The following is a 17,128-nucleotide window of genomic DNA, read 5'->3' on the forward strand; positions in this document are numbered from 1 at the left end:
TACGTGGTCTTTGCGATCCAGACCGGCGACACCTCCGAGATCGTGATCCATACGCTTCTTGCAGCCGGCTTTGCGATCCTCGCCATCATGGGAGCGCGCGCCTCGGCATGGATACTGGCCGCTGCACTACTCGGGCACGGGATATTCGACATATCGGTCGGATGAGTGCTGGCAAACCCAGCGCCGGGATGGTGGGGGCCGTTCTGTCTTGGCATCGACGCGGTACTGGCGATAGCTTTGGCGGTCATGCTCTGGCGCGGCGAAAAACTGGACTGAAACTGTTACTTCGATGCTTTCTGCAAAAGCCCGATCAGCTCGTCGAACTTGGCACGCTGTTCCTCTGGATCACCGCTCCGGATCGCGGTTTCGACGCAATGCTCAGCATGGTTCTCAAGCACAAGTTTCTCGACGCCCAGGATCGCAGACCTGATGGCTGCTGTCTGGGCAAGGATGTCCATGCAGTAGCGGCCCGTCTCGACCATCTTGGCAACACCGCGCACCTGCCCTTCCAGTCGTGACAGGCGGTCCAGTGTCTTGTCCTTGTTCGCTTTCATAAGCTGAATATCCCTCTTTGTGGAACCATGGGCTGACAATCTGGCTATATACCCCATATGGGTATATCGGAGAGACAGACAATGGCACGTCATTGAGACACTACAATGGATTCAAGGAATACACATCACGATAGCCACGCGGGAAAATCCGGAGGCTATGGCCGGTTCTTCGCCATGATCGGCACCTCGACGGTCGTGATGTATGGCCTGATGTATCTCAACACCTACGCGCTGGATCATGTCTTCTTCTCGCAGACGCGCATGTGGATGGCCCTCTACATGGGCGGGATGATGGCGATCATCATGCTGGCTTTCATGCTCGGCATGTATTCCAACCGGAAAACCAACATCGCGATCTTCGCGGGCGCTGTTATCGCCTTTGCGGCTGGCGTCTATCTGGTGCGGTCACAGGACACTGTAGGTGACGTGGCCTGGATGAGGGCGATGATCCCCCACCATTCCATCGCGATCCTGACAAGCGAACGCGCCAATATTTCCGATCCCCGCGTGCGCGAGCTGGCGGATGCGATCATCGAGGCGCAGCGCGGCGAGATTGCGGAACTGCAGCGATATATCGCGGACATCGAAGCCAATGGGAATGCGGCACCCCGCATCCGCGCTGCAGCGCCTGTCAGACTGAGCACCGGGTCGCATCTGGTGCGGGAGTGGAATGGGCGCAGCTATCAGGTCGAGGTTGCCGGAGATGGTTTCCGGATGGACGGACGCAGCTGGCCCTCGCTCTCGGCCATCGCGAAGCACATTACCGGGACGACCTAGTCGGGGCCCCGGTTCTTCGGCCTGACGGGAAGGGACGGCGCATGAAGAAGATTCGCTGTGCCATTTACACTCGCAAGAGCTCCGATGACGGGCTGGAGCAGGAGTTGAACTCGCTGCACGCCCAGCGGGAAGCCTGTGCGGCCTATGTCGCCAGCCAGAAGCACGAGGGCTGGGTGCTGTTGCCGGATGCTTATGACGACGGCGGGTTGTCAGGTGGCAGTCTGGAGCGGCCCGCGCTCAGGCAGCTGCTGGACGATGTCCGGCAGGGCAGAGTGGATCAGATCATCCTCTACAAGATCGACCGACTGACCCGGTCACTGGCGGACTTCTCGAAGATCGTGGACATCCTCGATGCGGCGGAGGCGTCTTTCGTGTCCGTGACCCAGTCGTTCAACACGGCCACGAGCATGGGCCGGCTGACCCTGAACATGTTGCTGAGCTTTGCTCAGTTCGAGCGCGAAGTGACCGCCGAGCGCATCCGAGACAAGATCGCGGCCTCCAAGCGCAAGGGGCTGTGGATGGGGGGCAATGTCCCGCTTGGCTATGATCCGGATGGTCGGACGCTGCGGATCAACGAGGGCGAGGCAAAGACCGTCCGGACGCTCTATGACCTCTACGACCAGCACGGCACCGTTCGCGCCGTCAGGGAGCGGGCAGACGGACTGGGCCTCCGGAGCCGCCGCCGAACCTCAGCGAATGGCACGACGACCGGCGACCGCCCGTTCGACCGGGGGCACATCCATCACATTCTGACCAACCCGATCTACGCCGGGCGCATCCGGCACCGGGACAAGGTGTTTGAGGGTCAGCACCCGGCGATCATTAAGCCGGAGACGTGGGAGGCCGCCCAGGCGCAGCTTCAGGATGGCGCGGCGAAAAGCCGTTCAAAGACGACGGTCACCCGCCGCTCCCCTCTCTGCGGCAAGCTCTTTGATGAGACCGGCGACCGGCTGACGCCGTCGCATTCAAAGACGAAGCAGGGCGTCCGCCTTCGCTACTACATCTCGCACCGGCTGGTCGCGAAGAGCGGCGAGGCGCAGCAGAACGCCTGGTGCCTGCCCGCGGCTGAATTTGAGAGTAGGATGATCGATCTGCTCCGCAAGTTGCTACCGGCATCGGGCTTCGCGACAAAGCTTCTGCCGCATGCAACGGCGGATCAGATCGGTAAGGCCGCGTCGGCGCTTGCAAAGGTCGGTGACAAGGCCGAACCTGATACGCTCTTCAGTCTGATCACCCGCATCGACATTGCGCCCGGCAGGCCGGACCTGCACCTGAGGGCCGATGCAGTCGCCGAAGCCATTGGCGCAGACAGTTGCAGTGTCGCAGAAGACGCGCTCTTCGCGACCTTCCCGTTCCGGCTGCGAAAGCGTGGCGTCGAAACGAAGATCATCCTCGCCGAGGCACCGGCAGGTATCGACGAGGCACTCATCCGCAACATCGCCAGAGCGAATCTCTGGTTCGAGCAGATCAAAACGGGCAGAACTCTTTCGGAGATCGCAGAGGCCGAGCGCACCACGAACGGCAGGATCCATAAGCTGATTGATCTGGCCTTCCTCGCTCCTGACATCATCCGCGATGTCCTCGACGGCAAACAACCTCTGGGATTCACGTCCGACTGGTGCGTACGGCACGCTCTGCCGGGCGACTGGCAAGACCAGCGCGCTCTGATCGCGACTCTCTGAACACAACTCCACGGACACTCGTATCGCGCAAAGCCCGACCTCAGACTTCGGTTAAGACTGGGGCATATCTGCGGCGCACGAGCGGTCTGCGTTGAGCCGCTATAGCTGTAACCTGCTGAAATACCGACGCTACCTGGAGCGACAGTCGTACGGTCTGCTTTTGAAGAAGTGTCTGGCTGGGATGGTAGGATTCGAACCTACGACCTGCGGTACCAAAAACCGTTGCGCTACCACTGCGCCACATCCCAACCGTGCGGCGGAAATAGTAGAGGCCGGGTCGGGCCGCAAGGGAAAAATCCTCCCCTTGCGGCCAGTATCCTCAGTCGCGTGCCGCGCGGATCAGCTTGAGTATATCCGCCGCGGCGGCGGGAATGTTCGTCCCCGGCCCAAAGATCGCGGCAACACCGGCATTCTTGAGGAAATCATAGTCCTGCTGCGGGATAACACCTCCACAGATAACGATGATCTCCCCAGCCCCAGCCTCGTTCAGCGCGGCGATCAGCTTGGGGGCCAGTGTCTTGTGGCCCGCCGCCTGGCTGGAGATACCGACGACGTGGACGTCGTTGTCAATGGCATCCTGCGCGGCTTCCTCCGGCGTTTGAAACAACGGACCGACGTCCACGTCGAATCCGATGTCGGCAAAGGCCGTGGCGATGACTTTGGCTCCACGGTCGTGCCCGTCCTGCCCCATCTTGACGACCAGCATCCGTGGGCGACGGCCTTCGTTTTCAGCAAAATCCTCCACGTCCTTCTGGATCGCGGCAAAGCCTGCATCGCCTTCATAGGCGGCACCGTAAACCCCGGCGAGCGTCTTGACCTCGGCCCGGTGTCGACCGAATACGTTTTCCATGGCCATGCTGATCTCCCCAACGCTTGCCCTGTGCCGGGCGGCCTCAACTGCCGCTTCCAGCAGGTTGCCGCCGTCGCGCGCGCGGCGCTCCAATTCGGCCAGGGCCGCATCGCAGGCGGCCTGATCTCGGCTGTCCCGAATGCGTTTCAGCCGCGCGACCTGGCTCTCGCGCACGGCGTCATTGTCGATGTTCAGGATATCGATCTCGTCCTCCGTCTCCCGGCGGTACTTGTTGACGCCAACGATCACCTCTTCGCCCTTGTCGATCATGGCCTGGCGGGTGGCAGCCGATTCCTCGATCCGCAATTTGGGCATTCCGCTCGCGACGGCCTTGGTCATGCCGCCCAGTTCCTCGACCTCTTCGATCAACTTCCACGCGGCCTCGGCCATATCGTGAGTCAGTTTTTCAACGTAATAGCTGCCCGCAAGCGGATCGACGACATTGGTCACGCCCGTCTCCTCCTGAAGGATAAGTTGCGTGTTTCGGGCGATCCGCGAGGACCGCTCGGACGGCAGCGCCATCGCTTCGTCAAACGAGTTGGTATGCAGCGATTGCGTCCCGCCCAGAACGGCGGCCATCGCTTCGTAAGCGGTGCGCACGACGTTGTTGTAGGGGTCCTGCTCCTGCAAGCTGACGCCGGACGTCTGGCAATGCGTGCGCAACATGGACGATTTGGGGTTCTTGGGCTCGAACTCCGCCATGATGCGGTGCCAAAGCAGGCGGGCGGCGCGCAGCTTGGCCGCCTCCATGAAGAAATTCATCCCGATGGCGAAGAAGAACGAAAGCCGCCCCGCGAAACGGTCCACGTCCATACCGCGCGCGATAGCGGTCCGCACGTATTCGCGCCCGTCGGCCAGGGTGAAGGCCAACTCCTGCACCAGGTTCGCGCCCGCCTCCTGCATGTGGTAGCCGGAGATGGATATGGAGTTGAACTTCGGCATCTCGTCGGCGGTGTATTCGATGATGTCCGCGATGATCCGCATCGAGGGTTCGGGCGGATAGACATAGGTGTTCCGCACCATGAATTCCTTGAGGATGTCGTTCTGGATGGTGCCCGAAAGCGCCGACCGCGCGACCCCCTGCTCTTCGCCGGCGACGATGAAATTCGCCAGGATCGGGATGACGGCACCGTTCATGGTCATCGAAACCGAAACCTTGTCCAGCGGTATGTCGTCGAACAGGATCTTCATGTCTTCGACGCTGTCGATGGCGACACCCGCCTTGCCGACATCACCCACCACGCGGGGATGGTCGCTGTCGTATCCGCGGTGGGTGGCGAGGTCGAAGGCAACCGATACGCCCTGTTGCCCGCCCGCCAATGCGCGACGGTAGAAGGCGTTGCTCTCCTCGGCAGTCGAAAATCCGGCGTACTGCCGAATGGTCCACGGGCGCCCGGCATACATCGTGGACTTGACGCCGCGCGTATAGGGGGCCTCCCCCGGCATGGGACCGGTGTGGGTCACGCCGTCCAGATCCGACGGGGCATAGACCGGGGCAACGTCGATGCCCTCCAGCGTCTTCCATGTCAGATCGTCCAGCGTCCGACCGCGCAGCTCCGCTTCAGCCAGCTTCCTCCATCTGTTCTTGTCGTCAGTGTTGGCCATGTCTCGGTCTCCTGTCGCGGAAAGGCCCCTCTGAAGGGGATGTCTTGTCATATGTGTCCCGGTCGATCAGCCCGTCCGCGCCCTCCCGAAGCCAGGACAGGTCCGCGTCGTAGCGGTCGCGCAGTTGCGCGCGTTCATCCGGGGTGAAAGGTGCATAGTGCCCCGCCACCTGCGGCAGGGCCGTGATCCAGCCCTCGTCCAGCAGGCGCGCCTGAAGGGCGGCGCAGCTTGGGGATTCGTTCAGACGGGGCACGTATCTGCATTGAGGCATTTCGCCCGTCAGTTCCCGCAGGGCGACTTCGGGCCGCGAGGCCATGTCCTCGTGAATCCAGACGGTCAGCCGGGCATCGGGCAGAACGCCCGCAACGTCGCCGATGACGTCCCGCCAGGATCGCCGCACGCGCATAATGGTGTCGAGCGTTGCGCGGTCCGGGGGGGCAAAGCCTCGCATCATCTGGCAGGCGAAGACACTGGTCCACCAGGCATCTGGGCTGCGGATCGACAGAACGACGTGGTCGATGCCAGGCAGCGCTGCCGCCGCACGTTCCACCCGCGCGGACACCGTGGGGTAGAGCCGCCCGAGCAACAGGTTCTCTCGCAGACCGCCCAGAATGTTCTCTTCGCTGATCACCAGCCTGCGCACCCCCGCGTGAGACAACTCCGAGCTGAGCATCGCGACGCGTCCAGCCGTCCGATGGGCCTTGACGTTACGTCGCGCGTCCACCCGGCCCGGATCGCCAAGTACACCGGTCAGAAGCCCGTCGCGCGTGCGCTTCGGTACCCAGACCGCGATGCGCCGCGTGGCCAGATAGTCGGCGTTCCGCGACAGCAGGCGCTGCAACCCGGTCGTGCCTGTCCGATGTGCCCCAAGGTGAAGGGTGATCGGTGGATTCTGTGTCAGGTGAGCGAGGTCCGGTCTTTTCATGAAGCCACCCCCCGGGGCTGACGATCGCCTGCGACCCGGTTAAGCACACCGATCGCGGCAAATTGGCTCGATCGTGCTGCGCAAACCTTCGCCAATCGCTTGCCTATGCCTATATAAGAGCAAACAATACGGACGATGAACATGCGCCCCACACTGATTGCCGCACTGGCGGCCCTGACCTTGGCCTGGCCCGCAATGGCCGCCGACGTCCCCTCGCTTGAGGAGCGTTGGCGTGAGGATCCGGGACAGATCTTTGAGGCGGGCGATATCGACCTCGCCGATTTGAAGTGGGTCGCACGACCCGTCGTCATTTTTGCAAACTCGCCGCGCGACCCGTCCTTCGTGGAACAGATGGAAGAAATTAGGGCCGATATGCCGCGACTGATCACGCGCGATGTCATCGTGATCACCGACACGAACCCGGACGAGCCGTCGGACCTGCGCAACAGGCTGCGGCCCCGCGGTTTCATGCTGGTCCTGATCGGCAAGGACGGTAGGATCGAGCTGCGCAAGCCCCTGCCGTGGACCGTGCGGGAATTGTCGCGCTCCATCGACAAGATGCCGATGCGCCGACAGGAAATGGGGCGCGACCGATAGGTCGACCGCATCCGGTATTCCGACGCTTCGGCGTTTATGGCGCGTGCCGGGGCCAATGGGTCACTCGAACTCCAGGATGATGTCGTCGACCGCCAGGCTGTCGCCCGGTCCGGCGTTGATCTTGATGACAATGCCCCTCTTCTCCGCGCGCAGGATGTTCTCCATCTTCATCGCTTCCACGACGGCCAGCGCCTGGCCCTCCTGAACTACGTCACCCTCGACCACTTCCACCCGGACGATCAGGCCGGGCATGGGGCAGAGCAGCAGCTTCGAGGTATCAGGCGGCAGTTTCTCGGGCATCAGCGCGGCCAGCTCCGCCTGACGCGGGGTGCGCACCTTGACCTGCAGGTCAGCCCCCCGCGTGCGGATCCGGAAGCCTTGGGTGATCTTGCCAACCTTCAGGACGATCACCTCGCCCGAGACAGCAATCCTTGCGAGTTGATCGCCGGGTGTCCATGCGCTTTCACAGCGCAGGATTTCCCCATCGATGGTTACGTCCGCGCCGTCACGGTCCGCGACGATCGATGTTTCGAACCGGTGTTCGCCCATCGTGACGACCCAGTCCGTCCCGACCACACGCTCGTGATTGTCCATCCGGCCCGACACGCGGGTACGGCGGATCTCGGCGATGCGGTGCATGGCGGCGCAGGCTGCGGCAATCCGCTTGAGATGCAGTTCGGGCAGTGCGACGCCGTTGAAACCGTCCGGGAACTCCTCGGCGATAAAGGCCGTGGTCATCTCCCCGGCGATGAATTTGGGATGGTCCATCACGGCCGACAGGAATGGCAGGTTGTGTCCGATTCCTTCCACCTCGAACCCGTCAAGCGCGTCGCGCATCCCCTGAATCGCATCGCCCCGCGTCGGAGCCCAGGTGCACAACTTGGCGATCATCGGATCGTAATACATGCTGATCTCGCCGCCTTCAAAGACGCCGGTGTCGTTGCGCACGACCGGAGCCGAAGGTGTGACGCCCGGCTGGTACTCCGGCGTTTCCAACGGCGGGCGATACCGGGTCAGACGCCCGATCGAGGGCAGGAACCCGCGGTACGGGTCCTCAGCATAAAGTCGGCTTTCCATCGCCCAACCGTTCAGTTTCACGTCGTCCTGTCCGAACGACAGCGTTTCACCGTAGGCGACGCGGATCATGTGCTCGACCAGGTCGACACCGGTAATCAGCTCGGTCACCGGGTGTTCCACCTGAAGACGGGTGTTCATTTCCAGGAAGTAGAAATTGCGGTCCCCATCCACGATGAACTCGACCGTACCCGCGCTGGCATAGCCGACGGCATGCGCGAGGGCCAAAGACTGTTCTCCCATCGACTTTCGGGTCGCCTCATCAAGGAACGGCGACGGGGCCTCTTCCACGACTTTCTGGTTGCGGCGCTGGATCGAGCATTCCCGCTCTCCCAGGTACACACCGTTGCCGTGCTGGTCGCACAGGATCTGAATTTCGATATGGCGGGGCTGCGTGACGAATTTCTCGATGAACATGCGGTCATCACCGAAACTGCTGGCGGCTTCGTTCTTAGACGCCTGGAAGCCCTCGCGGACCTCGCTCTCGTCCCAGGCGATGCGCATCCCCTTACCGCCCCCCCCGGCGGATGCCTTCAGCATGACCGGATAGCCGATCTGCCCCGATATCTTGATCGCCTCGTCCGCATCCTCAATCAGACCCATGTGCCCAGGCACGGTCGACACGCCCGCCTCCTGCGCGATCTTCTTGGAGGTGATCTTGTCGCCCATCGCCTCAATCGCGCCCTTGGGCGGACCAATGAAAGCGACGCCCGCGGCCTTAAGCGCCTCGGCGAACTTGGGATTCTCGGACAAGAACCCGTACCCCGGATGCACGGCCTCCGCCCCGGTCTGCCTGACGGCGTCCATGATCCTGTCGATCACGATATAAGACTGGTTTGCCTGCGGCGGGCCGATATGCACCGCCTCATCCGCCATGTTGACGTGCAGAGCGTTGCGATCCGCGTCAGAGTAAACGGCAACCGTCTTGATGCCCATCCGCTGGGCTGTCTTGATGACCCGGCAAGCAATCTCGCCCCGGTTCGCGATCAGGATTTTCTTGAACATGGTTCCTCCCCCTCCGGTCTGATGCCGGATCCGCAAAAGTCCGCCGGACGTCTGCCATTAGAGCAAAAGAAAGGGCCGCCCGGTCGAAAGACCGGACAGCCCAGAATGATCGTACGACGCCCCTGACGGGGCTGCGTATCAGAAGTCGTTGGACAGCGCACCGCCAGCGGCACCGATCGCGGCACCGGTAACGCATTTGCCGTCATCGATGATTTCGCCGACGGCACAGCCGATGGCACCCCCAATGGCAGCACGCTCAAGGTCGGAGCCGGTGTTGCAGGCCGACAGGCCAGCGACGAGCACGAGGGCGGGGATGATAAGTTTGCGGTGCATTGGTTCTCTCCGAAGGTATTAACGAAAGTAAACGCGCCTGGACCACTTTGGGTTCCAAGAAAACGTCGGGTTGTGTGAATCGACCAAACGTCGGTCAGGTCCTCGGACCAGGGGCAAGCGGGGCAAGTGTACGGTATTGTCCCGCTGGACGGTAGGGAATTAGAATTGGCTCCTGCTCGGTCTCTTCTTGCTTTTTTGGCCGTTGCCCCCCCGTGCTGACTGCGCTCTGCGCAAGAAAGTCCGGCCAATGAGACAGCCCAAGGGCCAGCCCACCGACCGGTTAAGGAGGGGGTACGTTTCCACTCACGATCAGACGAACGCACATTTTGAACACTCGCGGAAGACCGCACGCGAACGTTGCGCCCAGACGCACCCCCGGCAAAGCGCGAAATCGAGAGCGACGTGCGTTCGGCGTGGGTTCGCGCAAGAGGGAATGCAATCGGCGGGAACATGCTCAGTCGTCACCCCATTCGTCGTCTTCGGCCGCCTCAGGCTGGGCAAAAATTTCGGGGAAGTTTGCCTCTGCCACCTTCAGGTCGATGCGCAAAAGCGCCTCGTAATCGGCGGGATCGAAAGGATCTTCGGCAGGAAGTACCTCGCGCCCGAACAACCACGAAAGACGCCCGGCATCTAGGTTGCCCCGCTCGAACGGGTCGCCCCCGAAATGTTCGATAAGCGCTTTGAGAAAAGCAGTATCGGCCTGCCGGTCGACCGACTTACGGTCGCGATAGCGTTCACGCCGGGTGATCGGCGTCACGCCCTTGGGATTGCCCCGACGTATCGTGAACTGGAAATCCGATCCGGTCAGACGACCGGGAAAGCCACGGTGCTTCAGCATGTCCACACCTCCTGAGATGTGCGGTTGCGATGCGGGTGGAAGGTCAGGGCGAGGTTTGTCCCCCGCCCTGAGTTCTTTTCAGTACTTGCCGGTAACGGGTTCGACCACGACGGGGGCCGGCTCGATGATGACAATCTCTTCCGGTTGGGGGTTCGAGAGGAAGCAACCCGAAAGGGCGGAAAGCGCGGCGACAGCCACAGAGAATTTGACGATGCTCGACATCTGGGTCTCCTGACGTTGACGGGCGATGCCGGGGTTTCAATCCCGGCATCGCCCGTGATGACAGCCGCTTGGACGCGGCCTGTAATCTGCATACCAGAAGTGAAATGCCCCCGATATGGCTGCCCCAGAAATGCCCCAGTTGCCCCAGAGGCTTGTGTCACAGCCGCACCAATCGGGCCATGCCCCGCGACTGTGCCCTTCAACAGGACAGTCTCGGCGAAACTCCGCCCTTCAGCCTTGGCACGAAAAACGGCCAGAGCCACGCCTGCGCGCGGGTCTGGCCGTTGGGTGTCCGCAGTCCGACCGGGGCAGGCCCGGTCAGAGCCTGAGGCCGGATCAGTACTTGGTCGAAACGGGCTCGGGCTGGACGGGAACGATGACGACTTCTTCTTCAGCCGGGGCACCACAGGCGACCAGCGTGGCAGTGACGCCCAGAACGGCGAAGGCTTTGACAAACTTTTGCATGTTATTCTCCAATTTAACGGGGACGTGTGGCGGAATCGATGATCGCCCCGTGCGTTACAACGAATGGCGTCCCATTTCGGTTCCCGCAAGGGAATCATGTAGAAAACCGCACTCATCAGAAGTCAGACGGCGAACATTCGCCGTTTTCTATGGTATAAATGCCAAAATACTGCGTCGCCTCGGGGTCGGTCTCACCGCGAGGGACGGGCCGGTCCATCAGGGTGATGACAACCGTATCCCCATGCGACGCGGGCAGGCTGGCAATTGGAACGGCATGTGTCGCGCAAAGCCAGTCCAGATCGGCAAAGGCTGCGTCGACGTCCACTGTTCCCACCTCGCGCGCGATGCCGGGCGCGATAAAACGGAGAATTGCCTGCGTGCCGGTGCTATCCACCCGCTCCCAGACCACTTCCCACAAAACGATGGCCTGACCGGACGGCAGCCCGCTCTGCGCCGCAGATGGACCGGCACACGCAGCAAGCAAAGCAGCGGCCAAGGTCAGGTTGCGCCATGCAAGCAGAACTGCCGACCAGTGGTATCGCCCCCGATGAAGGAACCGCGGTTTCGGAGGAAACACCGCCTCTGTCGGAAAAAGAGAGGGCCGGGTCGTCGCCCGGCTTGCAGGGCACAAGGTCATGCGGCCTCCTTTCGGGCGAGAAGGCGAAGGTGCGACGCGCCGCGCCCGATTTCCTCGACCGTTCCGATGGCTTCCAACGTCGCGCGCTCCTGCGTGGCCTTACGCCCGCGCACGTCCAGAATGACGGCCCCGCCGGGGGCCACGCCGTACGCATAGAAGTCTGCATACGTCGCCGCAGGGTAATGGAACCCACAAGACAGCATGGAGATCGCAAGGTCCACGGGGGCCTGCGCCGACAGGTCCTGTGATTGCGGGTTCACAGTCTCGATGGCATCCCCCGGTACGCCATTCGCCTCTAGGAACGCGCGCGCCCGTTCCAGCGACGTATAGGCAGAGCCGTTCTCGGCAAAGCCGAAATGACGCACATCCCCGTCCTCGATATCGATCAGCAGGAGCCGCGCGCCCAAATCACGATGCGCGAACAGGTCCGCCATCGCATAACCGCAGCCGATATCGGCAACCGATACGGGCTTTTGGCGCACAAGTGCATAGAGCATGTCGCGCCACTCCAGCCAGGCCACCGCCGCCGCACGCCGGGCAATCTCGTCGCCGCGCCGCTGCGCGATTTCCGTCAGGGGCCCCGCATCACCCCCGGTCCAGGCGCGAATTGCACGACCCGGTCGCGCCTCGTCCCACAGGATTTCAGAGCGTTGCAGGATCAGATTCACGTGATCACGGGTGTCGAACATCGAAACGTTCAGGTCCGCGATCTCGGCGGTGGCACAGGCGGCCTTGACCCTCTCAGGAGTGGCGGCGTCGGACGTCATGCGCGGCATCCCATCATCTGTGTCGCGCCGTTCGCGCCCACGCGGCACGCTTGACCGGGTCGTTCAACAGCGCCGCAACCTGTTCCTGTGCGTTCCGCGGGATCCGCCCGGCGACGGAACCGCCCGCCCGCAGAGACAGTCCCTGCCCGTCCCGCGTCACCGTCACGACCGGCGCGAAGCCCCGCAACCGTTGCAAAATGCGCCACAAGTCCTGCCGCACAGCATGGGCCAACCTGCGCCGCCCCATATCCGGCAGGCGGGTTTGCGCGCTGATATCCCATTGAACCGGCAGCCGCCGCGCAACCGCGTAAGTCGCGCCGTCGTCCGCGAAATGCCAGCCGCGCCTGTCCCAGGACCATGCCTCCTGCCTCAAAGCGGAATGGTATCATGTTTGCGCCAAGGGCGGTCCTGCCGCTTGCTGCGCAGACTCGCAAAGGCGCGGGCGATGCGCTTTCGGCTGGCCGAGGGGAAGATCACCTCGTCGATGAAGCCCTTCTCGGCGGCCACGAACGGGTTGGCGAAACGATCCTCGTAATCCTTCGTCCGCTCGGCAATCTTGGCTGAGTCGTCCAGCTCGGATCGGTACAGGATTTCCACCGCACCCTTGGCCCCCATCACCGCGATCTCCGCCGTTGGCCAAGCATAGTTGAAATCACCCTTGAGATGCTTTGACGCCATCACGTCATAGGCCCCTCCATACGCCTTGCGCGTTATCAACGTGACCTTCGGCACCGTCGCCTCGCCATAGGCAAACAGCAGCTTCGCACCATGCTTGATAACGCCGCCATATTCCTGGCTCGTCCCCGGCAGGAAACCCGGCACGTCCACCAGCGTCAGCAGCGGTATTTCAAAGGCGTCGCAGAACCGCACGAACTTGGCGGCCTTACGCGAGGAGTCGATATCCAGGCACCCGGCCAGAACCATCGGCTGGTTGGCGACGACGCCCACAGTGCGCCCTTCTATCCGGATGAACCCGGTCAGGATGTTCTTGGCAAAGTCTGGCTGAATTTCGAAGAAATCGCCTTCGTCCGCCAGTTTTCCGATCAGCTCCTTCATGTCGTACGGAGAGTTCGGATTGTCCGGGATCAACGTGTCAAGGCTCTCCTCGATACGGTCGGGGCTGTCGAAGAAGGGCCGGACGGGCGGCTTCTCGCGGTTGGACAACGGCAGGAAGTCGATCAGGCGGCGCGTCTCGGCCAGCGCCTCCACGTCATTTTCAAAGGCGCAATCGGCCACGCCGGATTTGCGCGTGTGCGTCGTGGCCCCGCCCAGTTCTTCGGCCGTGACGACTTCGTTGGTAACGGTCTTCACCACGTCGGGGCCTGTGACGAACATGTAGGACGTGTCGCGGACCATGAAGATGAAGTCAGTCATCGCAGGCGAATAGACCGCACCACCCGCGCAGGGGCCCATTATGACGCTGATCTGCGGAATGACGCCCGACGCGTCGATGTTGCGCTGAAACACCTCGGCATAGCCCGCAAGCGAGGCAACGCCTTCCTGAATGCGCGCGCCACCGGAATCGTTCAACCCGATCACGGGCGCGCCATTCTGAACCGCCATATCCTGAATTTTGCAGATTTTCTGCGCGTGGGTCTCGGACAGCGATCCGCCGAAGACCGTGAAGTCCTGACTGAAAACATATACGAGACGCCCGTTCACAGTGCCCCAGCCCGTGACCACGCCGTCGCCCGCCGGACGCTCCTTTTCCATGCCGAAGTCAGTGGCGCGATGCGCGACGAAGGTGTCGAACTCCTCGAAGGAGCCCGCATCCAGCAAAAGCTCGACCCGCTCCCGTGCGGTCAGCTTGCCCTTGGCGTGCTGCGCGGAGATCCGGCGTTCGCCGCCGCCCATGCGGGCCTGCTCGCGGCGGTTCTCAAGCTCTTCCAGAATGTCCTTCATGGCGCGTCCTCCCTGTTGCAGACAGGTCTAGACGCTGCGCTGCGGTGCGGAAAGGGCGTTCTAGAATATTTGCAAATCATTGCTCGCCAAACTTCGTTATATTGCAAATTTGCAAATACGGCGTCCGATGTGGTCTTGGCGATCGATCGCCCCAATTCCCCGGTCATCGGAATGCACATATGTTTGTGCGAACCGGGGTACTGACATAAGAAACCCAAAGGCGTACCTGGCTACAATGGCAATACTCACAGACCCACAGGCGCACGCAACACGCACGCCACCGCACATTCTGACGCTGGTCGCACTGGTCGGTGTCTCGACCTTGGCGATGAACGTCTTTCTGCCTTCCCTGCCGACCATGGCCACGTACTTTTCCGCCGATTACAGCCTAATCCAGTTGTCGGTCGGCCTTTACCTGGGTGTGAACGCGGTTCTGCAGCTTTTCGTCGGTCCGATCTCCGATCGCTATGGCCGACGGCCCGTGATCCTGTCCGGAATCGTGTTGTTCATGCTGGCCACAATCGGTTGCCTGATGGCCACCAGCATCGAAGTCTTTCTCTTCTTCCGGATGTCACAAGCCGCAATAGTCGTCGCCATGGTGCTCAGCCGCGCTGTCGTTCGCGATCTCTACCCGCAGGACAAAGCCGCCTCGATGCTGGGCTATGTGACAATGGGGATGTCCATAGTCCCCATGGTCGGCCCGGCCGTCGGTGGCGTGCTGGAGGCCCAGTTCGGCTGGCAGTCGACCTTCTGGCTATTGCTCGGCGCGGGCGCATTTTTGTGGGTCCTGACCTATACCGACTTGGGGGAGACCGCCCCCAAGAGCGAGGGCACCTTCCGCGACCAGGTGCGACAGTACCCCGAATTGCTGACATCCCGACGGTTCTGGGGCTACAGCATCGCGTCTGCCCTCGCGAGCGGGTCGTTCTTCGCCTATCTGGGCGGCGCGCCCTATGTCGGGACCCAGGTTTTTGGCATGGATCCTGCCACGCTGGGCATCTACTTCGGTGCGCCTGCCGTCGGCTACCTGATCGGCAACGGAATTTCCGGTCGCTTCTCACAGCAAATGGGTATCGACCGCATGATCTTGATCGGTGCCGTTGGACTGGCCGCGGGCCTGACGGTTCTGGGCGGGCTGACAATCTTCGGCTTCACCTCGCACCTCGTCTTTTTCGGCTTCATGACCTTCGTGGGACTGGGCAACGGCCTTGTAATCCCGAATGCGACCGCCGGGATGTTGTCGGTCAAGCCGCACCTTGCGGGCACTGCATCCGGGCTGGGTGGCGCGTTGATGATCGGCGGCGGCGCGGCACTTTCGGCGGTCGCTGGGTGGCTTCTGGCCTTTGGTGGCGGCGCGATGCCATTGATTGCGCTGATGATCGCATCGGCCATTTGTTCCGTTGTCGCCATCGGTCTGACCATTCGCCGGAATCGGCAGCTGGCGGGCTGAAGACGGGCTGACACCACCCTGCAAAGCCTGCTAATCCCCTTTGCAAAGGGGATGCGGATGGCGGCTCGAAAACTCTATGCCGGGGCAAAACTGCGCGAAGTGCGGACGCGTATCGGCCTGACCCAGACCGATTTCGCCGCCCGTTTGGGCATTTCGCTGCCCTATCTCAACCAGATGGAAAACAACAATCGTCCGATCTCGACGTCGGTTGTTCTGGCCCTCGCGCGGGAGTTCGGGTTCGATGTGACCGAGTTGGGCGCGGGCGATGACGAACGCCTCGTCTCCGATATGCGTGAAGCGCTGGCCGATCCTGTTATTTCCGACGCCGTGCCGATGGCCGACCTGCGTCTGACGGCGGCAAATGCCCCGGCCTTGGCCCGAGCCTTCCTAACCCTGCATCGCGCCTATCGCGACGGGGCGGAGCGGCTTGCGTCGCTGGATGCGGCCCTTGGCGTCTCCGGAACATTGACCCCCTCACCTTGGGAGGAGGTCCGGGACTTCTTCCATTACTGCGACAATTACATCGACTCCGTCGATCGCGCCGCCGAGACTTTCGCGGCGCAGATCGGCCGCGACCTCGACGCGGGTCTGGCCCGCTGGTGGGCCGATCGCAATGTCGTCGTCACCCAATACGAGGCTCCGCGCCTGCGCCATTTCGATCGCGGGGCGCGCCGCCTGACCCTTTCGACCCGGTCCAGCGCCGCAACCAACCGGTTTCAACAACTGCACCAGGTCGCGCTCAATGCTCAGGCCAAACTACTGGATGCCACGTTGGACCTGGCCAGGTTCAGCAGCGACGACGCCCGCGCCATCGCCCGTACCGGGCTTGCAAACTACTTCGCCGGGGCCGCGCTTATGCCATACGAGGCATTCCGCGCTGCCGCCGAAGACACGCGGCATGATCTGGAGCGGCTAGCCCGGCAATTTGGCGCATCGCTGGAGCAGGTGGCCCATCGCCTGTCCACGCTGCAACGCACTGGTGCCAAGGGCGTGCCTTTCTTCTTTGTTCGCGTCGATCAGGCCGGGCAGATCACCAAGCGCCACTCGGCCACCCGCCTGCAATTCGCGCGCTTCGGCGGGGCCTGCCCGCTTTGGAACGTGCACGCGGCCTTCGCCACCCCAGGTCGTTTCCTGCGACAGATGGCTGAAACACCCGACGGGGTCCGATATTTCTGCCTTGCGCGCGATGTTTCCACGTCCGGCGGTGCCTTCGGCACGCCGACACGTCGCCACGCGATCGCCCTTGGCTGCGAAGTGCGCCATGCGCCACGCATCACCTATGCCGATGGCCTGGACCTGTCCGCCACGTTCGAGCCCATCGGGATCAGTTGCCGCATCTGCGAGCGCGTCGCCTGTCATCAACGCGCTGTTCCGCCCTTGGAACGGCCGCTGAAGATCGATCCTGATGATCGTGGTTTGCTGCCTTACGACTTGTGAACGATGCG

18 protein-coding genes and 1 tRNA gene are annotated in these 17,128 nt (G+C 62.4%); 6 read left to right on the top strand and 13 right to left on the bottom strand.

Annotated elements, in window-relative coordinates:
- The first annotated feature begins 3 nt into the window (after nucleotides 1–3).
- A complete protein-coding gene (locus tag BLV27_RS19450) occupies nucleotides 4–165 on the top strand; it encodes a hypothetical protein (protein ID WP_170831485.1) in 162 nt (53 codons plus the stop codon).
- 116 nt (nucleotides 166–281) lie between these two features.
- Here BLV27_RS19450 and BLV27_RS16045 read toward each other — a convergent pair whose 3' ends face one another.
- Nucleotides 282–554 carry a metal-sensitive transcriptional regulator gene (locus BLV27_RS16045; RefSeq protein ID WP_092647517.1) on the bottom strand — a complete coding sequence of 91 codons (273 nt, stop codon included), beginning with the start codon at nucleotides 552–554 and terminating at the stop codon, nucleotides 282–284.
- Nucleotides 555–659: 105 nt separating this feature from the next.
- Here BLV27_RS16045 and BLV27_RS16050 point away from each other — a divergent pair, with 105 nt between their 5' ends.
- Both BLV27_RS16050 and BLV27_RS16055 read left to right on the top strand, forming a co-directional pair.
- On the top strand, nucleotides 660–1,331 hold the full coding sequence (locus BLV27_RS16050; protein ID WP_139176703.1) for a DUF2924 domain-containing protein: 672 nt from the start codon (nucleotides 660–662) through the stop codon (nucleotides 1,329–1,331).
- A 41-nt stretch (nucleotides 1,332–1,372) separates the two neighbouring features.
- Nucleotides 1,373–3,013, top strand: coding sequence for a recombinase family protein (locus BLV27_RS16055; protein WP_092647519.1), 1,641 nt, complete (start codon nucleotides 1,373–1,375; stop codon nucleotides 3,011–3,013).
- 173 nt (nucleotides 3,014–3,186) lie between these two features.
- Here the strand turns inward: BLV27_RS16055 and BLV27_RS16060 are convergent.
- The 3 genes from BLV27_RS16060 to BLV27_RS16070 all read right to left on the bottom strand — a co-directional run bounded on the left by BLV27_RS16060 (nucleotide 3,187) and on the right by BLV27_RS16070 (nucleotide 6,393).
- A tRNA-Gln gene (locus BLV27_RS16060) sits at nucleotides 3,187–3,261 on the bottom strand.
- A 71-nt stretch (nucleotides 3,262–3,332) separates the two neighbouring features.
- Nucleotides 3,333–5,468: a methylmalonyl-CoA mutase gene (gene scpA, locus BLV27_RS16065; protein WP_092647520.1), complete on the bottom strand. Its 2,136-nt coding sequence runs from the start codon at nucleotides 5,466–5,468 to the stop codon at nucleotides 3,333–3,335.
- On the bottom strand, nucleotides 5,455–6,393 hold the full coding sequence (locus BLV27_RS16070) for a hypothetical protein (protein ID WP_092647521.1): 939 nt from the start codon (nucleotides 6,391–6,393) through the stop codon (nucleotides 5,455–5,457). The genes scpA and BLV27_RS16070 overlap by 14 nt, the downstream gene beginning before the upstream one ends.
- Nucleotides 6,394–6,534: 141 nt before the next feature.
- Here BLV27_RS16070 and BLV27_RS16075 point away from each other — a divergent pair, with 141 nt between their 5' ends.
- Entirely contained in the window at nucleotides 6,535–6,990 is a 456-nt protein-coding gene (locus BLV27_RS16075; RefSeq protein WP_342025395.1) for a DUF4174 domain-containing protein, read from the top strand.
- Between the two features lie 60 nt (nucleotides 6,991–7,050).
- Here BLV27_RS16075 and BLV27_RS16080 read toward each other — a convergent pair whose 3' ends face one another.
- From BLV27_RS16080 to BLV27_RS16110, 9 genes are all read right to left on the bottom strand, one after another.
- The gene (locus BLV27_RS16080) at nucleotides 7,051–9,069 is read right to left on the bottom strand and encodes an acetyl-CoA carboxylase biotin carboxylase subunit (protein ID WP_092647523.1); all 2,019 of its coding nucleotides are present in this window, start codon (nucleotides 9,067–9,069) and stop codon (nucleotides 7,051–7,053) included.
- Between the two features lie 138 nt (nucleotides 9,070–9,207).
- The gene (locus tag BLV27_RS16085; RefSeq protein WP_092647524.1) at nucleotides 9,208–9,402 is read right to left on the bottom strand and encodes a hypothetical protein; all 195 of its coding nucleotides are present in this window, start codon (nucleotides 9,400–9,402) and stop codon (nucleotides 9,208–9,210) included.
- A 454-nt stretch (nucleotides 9,403–9,856) separates the two neighbouring features.
- On the bottom strand, nucleotides 9,857–10,240 hold the full coding sequence (locus BLV27_RS16090) for a hypothetical protein (protein WP_092647525.1): 384 nt from the start codon (nucleotides 10,238–10,240) through the stop codon (nucleotides 9,857–9,859).
- 78 nt (nucleotides 10,241–10,318) lie between these two features.
- A complete protein-coding gene (locus tag BLV27_RS19455; RefSeq protein WP_170831486.1) occupies nucleotides 10,319–10,462 on the bottom strand; it encodes a hypothetical protein in 144 nt (47 codons plus the stop codon).
- Nucleotides 10,463–10,798: 336 nt separating this feature from the next.
- Entirely contained in the window at nucleotides 10,799–10,927 is a 129-nt protein-coding gene (locus BLV27_RS20060; RefSeq protein WP_280140316.1) for a hypothetical protein, read from the bottom strand.
- Nucleotides 10,928–11,042: 115 nt separating this feature from the next.
- Nucleotides 11,043–11,564, bottom strand: a complete 522-nt coding sequence (locus BLV27_RS16095) for a DUF6497 family protein (protein ID WP_092647526.1) — start codon at nucleotides 11,562–11,564, stop codon at nucleotides 11,043–11,045.
- Nucleotides 11,561–12,331 (bottom strand): class I SAM-dependent methyltransferase, encoded by a 771-nt coding sequence (locus BLV27_RS16100; protein WP_139176706.1) that lies wholly within the window; start codon nucleotides 12,329–12,331, stop codon nucleotides 11,561–11,563. Before BLV27_RS16100 ends, BLV27_RS16095 begins: the two co-directional genes overlap by 4 nt.
- A 13-nt stretch (nucleotides 12,332–12,344) precedes the next feature.
- Entirely contained in the window at nucleotides 12,345–12,704 is a 360-nt protein-coding gene (locus BLV27_RS16105) for a hypothetical protein (protein ID WP_244504711.1), read from the bottom strand.
- Complete coding sequence (locus BLV27_RS16110) at nucleotides 12,701–14,233, bottom strand: acyl-CoA carboxylase subunit beta (protein ID WP_092647528.1); 1,533 nt, start codon at nucleotides 14,231–14,233, stop codon at nucleotides 12,701–12,703. Before BLV27_RS16110 ends, BLV27_RS16105 begins: the two co-directional genes overlap by 4 nt.
- A 235-nt stretch (nucleotides 14,234–14,468) precedes the next feature.
- Here BLV27_RS16110 and BLV27_RS16115 point away from each other — a divergent pair, with 235 nt between their 5' ends.
- On the top strand, nucleotides 14,469–15,683 hold the full coding sequence (locus BLV27_RS16115) for a multidrug effflux MFS transporter (RefSeq protein WP_092647529.1): 1,215 nt from the start codon (nucleotides 14,469–14,471) through the stop codon (nucleotides 15,681–15,683).
- A gap of 57 nt (nucleotides 15,684–15,740) precedes the next feature.
- Nucleotides 15,741–17,120 carry a helix-turn-helix domain-containing protein gene (locus BLV27_RS16120; RefSeq protein ID WP_092647530.1) on the top strand — a complete coding sequence of 460 codons (1,380 nt, stop codon included), beginning with the start codon at nucleotides 15,741–15,743 and terminating at the stop codon, nucleotides 17,118–17,120.
- The last annotated feature ends 8 nt before the right edge of the window (nucleotides 17,121–17,128 follow it).

It is taken from the genome of Jannaschia faecimaris, assembly GCF_900107415.1.
GTDB lineage: Bacteria > Pseudomonadota > Alphaproteobacteria > Rhodobacterales > Rhodobacteraceae > Jannaschia > Jannaschia faecimaris.

Excerpts from the sequence above, each read along its gene's own strand:
- BLV27_RS16055 (WP_092647519.1), top strand. The coding sequence starts at position 1,373 with ATGAAGAAGATTCGCTGTGCCATTTACACTCGCAAGAGCTCCGATGAC.
- BLV27_RS16045 (WP_092647517.1), bottom strand. The coding sequence starts at position 554 with ATGAAAGCGAACAAGGACAAGACACTGGACCGCCTGTCACGACTGGAA.
- BLV27_RS16120 (WP_092647530.1), top strand. The coding sequence starts at position 15,741 with ATGGCGGCTCGAAAACTCTATGCCGGGGCAAAACTGCGCGAAGTGCGG.
- BLV27_RS16110 (WP_092647528.1), bottom strand. The coding sequence starts at position 14,233 with ATGAAGGACATTCTGGAAGAGCTTGAGAACCGCCGCGAGCAGGCCCGC.
- BLV27_RS16085 (WP_092647524.1), bottom strand. The coding sequence starts at position 9,402 with ATGCACCGCAAACTTATCATCCCCGCCCTCGTGCTCGTCGCTGGCCTG.
- BLV27_RS16070 (WP_092647521.1), bottom strand. The coding sequence starts at position 6,393 with ATGAAAAGACCGGACCTCGCTCACCTGACACAGAATCCACCGATCACC.
- BLV27_RS16080 (WP_092647523.1), bottom strand. The coding sequence starts at position 9,069 with ATGTTCAAGAAAATCCTGATCGCGAACCGGGGCGAGATTGCTTGCCGG.
- BLV27_RS16100 (WP_139176706.1), bottom strand. The coding sequence starts at position 12,331 with ATGACGTCCGACGCCGCCACTCCTGAGAGGGTCAAGGCCGCCTGTGCC.
- BLV27_RS19455 (WP_170831486.1), bottom strand. The coding sequence starts at position 10,462 with ATGTCGAGCATCGTCAAATTCTCTGTGGCTGTCGCCGCGCTTTCCGCC.
- BLV27_RS16095 (WP_092647526.1), bottom strand. The coding sequence starts at position 11,564 with ATGACCTTGTGCCCTGCAAGCCGGGCGACGACCCGGCCCTCTCTTTTT.
- BLV27_RS16075 (WP_342025395.1), top strand. The coding sequence starts at position 6,535 with ATGCGCCCCACACTGATTGCCGCACTGGCGGCCCTGACCTTGGCCTGG.
- BLV27_RS16090 (WP_092647525.1), bottom strand. The coding sequence starts at position 10,240 with ATGCTGAAGCACCGTGGCTTTCCCGGTCGTCTGACCGGATCGGATTTC.
- BLV27_RS20060 (WP_280140316.1), bottom strand. The coding sequence starts at position 10,927 with ATGCAAAAGTTTGTCAAAGCCTTCGCCGTTCTGGGCGTCACTGCCACG.
- BLV27_RS16050 (WP_139176703.1), top strand. The coding sequence starts at position 660 with ATGGATTCAAGGAATACACATCACGATAGCCACGCGGGAAAATCCGGA.
- BLV27_RS16115 (WP_092647529.1), top strand. The coding sequence starts at position 14,469 with ATGGCAATACTCACAGACCCACAGGCGCACGCAACACGCACGCCACCG.
- scpA (WP_092647520.1), bottom strand. The coding sequence starts at position 5,468 with ATGGCCAACACTGACGACAAGAACAGATGGAGGAAGCTGGCTGAAGCG.